2 protein-coding genes are annotated in these 2,636 nt (G+C 57.1%); both read right to left on the bottom strand.

Annotated elements, in window-relative coordinates; translation table 11 throughout:
• On the bottom strand, nucleotides 1-1,731 hold a 1,731-nt coding region (locus tag ENN40_06105), incomplete at its 3' end, for a hypothetical protein (GenBank protein HDP94916.1).
• A complete protein-coding gene (locus tag ENN40_06100) occupies nucleotides 1,728-2,093 on the bottom strand; it encodes a response regulator (GenBank protein ID HDP94915.1) in 366 nt (121 codons plus the stop codon). The genes ENN40_06100 and ENN40_06105, both read right to left, overlap by 4 nt.
• Between the last annotated feature and the right edge of the window lie 543 nt (nucleotides 2,094-2,636).

Raw genomic sequence — 2,636 nt, 5'->3', positions numbered from 1 at the left:
GGGCAGTTCCATCTGGTACTCCATCACGGTGGAAAAACGGATGCGCGACTGGCTGTTGCTCTCGGTGTTGTACTCAAACACCGACTTCATGCTGGGGGGAAGGTGGGAGTACTCGAACCCGCTGACAAACAATCCCGATGTCGAGGTCATCAGTTTAAAATAGAGGCGGTTGTTTTTGCGCAGGTTGTTGATGGCCCTCACCAAGTGACTGAGGCGGGCCGGGAAGTATTCGGACTTGTTGTTCTTGGCGTCGAAGCGCATGATCTCGTCTTTGTCTCCGACCAGGATAAAGAACTCGGATCCGGGCTTGAGACTCGGCGCCCGCAGGCTGGTCTCTTCCGCTACCTGGTTGCCGCGTTCGTTGCGAAAATGCAATTTGACCCGGATGGTCTCTCCGGGAGCATACACGTTTTTGTCCAGGATCACGTTTTCCAGGCGGGAACGGCGCACCACCTCCGAGCCGCTGATCTCGAAATCGAGTTTCTGGATCTTGACGCGCCGCTCGGGGTTATTCATTACAAAGTACTGAATGGCCATGATGAGATTCGAGAACTCGGTAAAAGCCGAAGTACCGCTGAACAGATCATCGATAATGATGTTTTTCTCGCCTTCGATAAACACCCGGCCCTGGACCCGGATGGAATTGAAACCGTATTGCTGGTATTCAGAGATAAAGATGTTTTCCAGGGAAATGGCGGTCAGGGCCGGCGTCAAAAGCGGATGATCAATCATTTCCAGGTTGAAACTGCGGTTGCGCCGTTTCAGAAACACTTTCATGGGGATCATGGCGGGACCGTCTCCCAGTTCGGCCTGCAGGCAGGAAATACGGTCCTGAATCACGGTACCGATCTGGTTTTTTGAAGCGGTCAGGCGGAAAGAATTCTGGTAGGAAGGCACCAGGGTTACGACCTCCGCCTTGTGCAGGGGGAAATTCACGGTCCCCAGGTTAAAAAAGGGATGGCCGAAAAGATACACCTTGTTGCCGTCCACGTGGGTCACGGTCCCGCTGGCGGAGTACTCAAAGTCGCCGCGAATCAGCGGTACCGCGGCGGCATCCGCCGGATGGATGCGGAACAACTCGTCGGAAGGCGGGGTACGGTCCAGCGCCCGCGTCACCTGCAGGGAGGAGGCCGGGGCGAACATGGTCTGCAACGGTCCCAGGGCTTGGGGATGGATACCCCGGGACGCGCCCAGCAATTGGATGGGAACGATCTCGGGTATGGGTGAAGTGGTGGTGCGCCTGACCAGCTCGTCGCGGATCATGGTGCCGATGCGCGCCGTGCTTTCGGGATCGAATTCCATCTTGATGTTGGAGATATCCACGGAATAGCCGGGAGACCGGTTCTCCGCGGACGCCAGGATGTCTTCTATCGGCGTCACCCCGCCGATCGGTTTGCGGGAGAAACTGAATCCGTATGCCACGGCGCCGATCAGCTTGCCGTCAATGTAAACGGGGCTGCCGCTCATACCCGCCACCACTCCGGATCCATCCAATAGCGGCGAAATCAATTCCACGATAATCAGGTTTTTGCCGGGAATGAACTTTTCAACAAAACCCAATACCTTGAAGTCAAACGTGCCGGTCTCGGTTCCCGCAAAAACGGTTCGCCCAGTGCCCGTCATGCCGGCGCGGACTTCGGATAGCTTCATGATCTCCATGGCGGTCAGCCGGGGAGAAACCGCCGCCAGCAGGACTGTGGCGGCAATCACGGCAAAAAAGATGCGTTTCATTCAGACTCCACGAACTTCCCAACCAACTGCATGAACTCATCGAACTTGAACGGCTTGTGAAGAATACCGTCTGCGGCAACGTGTTTCAGGGAGTTTTCGTTGAATTGATGGTCTCCGGTCATTATGACCACGGGAATGCCCGGATGGATTCGCCGGATGCGGGGAATGATCTGTTCACCGCGAATGGCGTCCAGGTTCCGGTCCAGCAGCACCAGGTTAAAGGAATTGTCCTTCAATAGTTCCAGTGCTTGCGCCAACGTGGCCACGTTGCTGCAAGCGATTGCCTCGCTGGAGAGAAAATCGCACAACAGTTCGCGGATCGAGGCTTCATCATCGATAACGAGAACCCTGCCGTTCGCCATTATTGAATGGTATGCGAAATCCGTGTAGAAATCAATATGGAGGGCAACTCCCGGGGACTCAAAGAAACCCGGATCGCCCGTTTCTGCGAACGCAGGCGCACGTGTCCGCTCCAGGAAGTACACACCCAGGGGATCTCCAAGGCGCGCAGGCGCGCGATTACCCGGCCATGGGGAAACCCGAACGGATTACCCGCGGCGCATGAGAACACCACCAGTTGTGGTGAAACAGCGGAAAGAAATGGTTCGCCCGAAGAGGTGGCGGATCCATGGTGGCCCGCCTTCAGCACCGCAATCCCCGGCCCGGAGCCGGAAGGCAGCACCAATTGCCGTTCCACTTCGCAACCCGCATCGCCGGTAAAGAGAAAGCGATGGCGTTCGTCTTCCACCATGAGTACCTGGGATTCGTCATTGTCCACGCCGGGCGCGCGGCTGAGCTTGTGCGGAAACAGGCAGGTGACCCGGCAGCCCGCCGTTTCCAATACCGTCCCCGCGAGCACACGGCGGATGCGCGAAACACCGTTTGCCGCCTTGGCCAGGCGGTGC

This window comes from Candidatus Aminicenantes bacterium (genome assembly GCA_011049425.1).
In the GTDB taxonomy this organism is placed as follows: Bacteria; Acidobacteriota; Aminicenantia; order UBA2199; family UBA2199; genus UBA876.
Note: the sequence above shows the minus strand (reverse complement) of the source record. Positions and strands in the feature narration are given on the sequence as shown.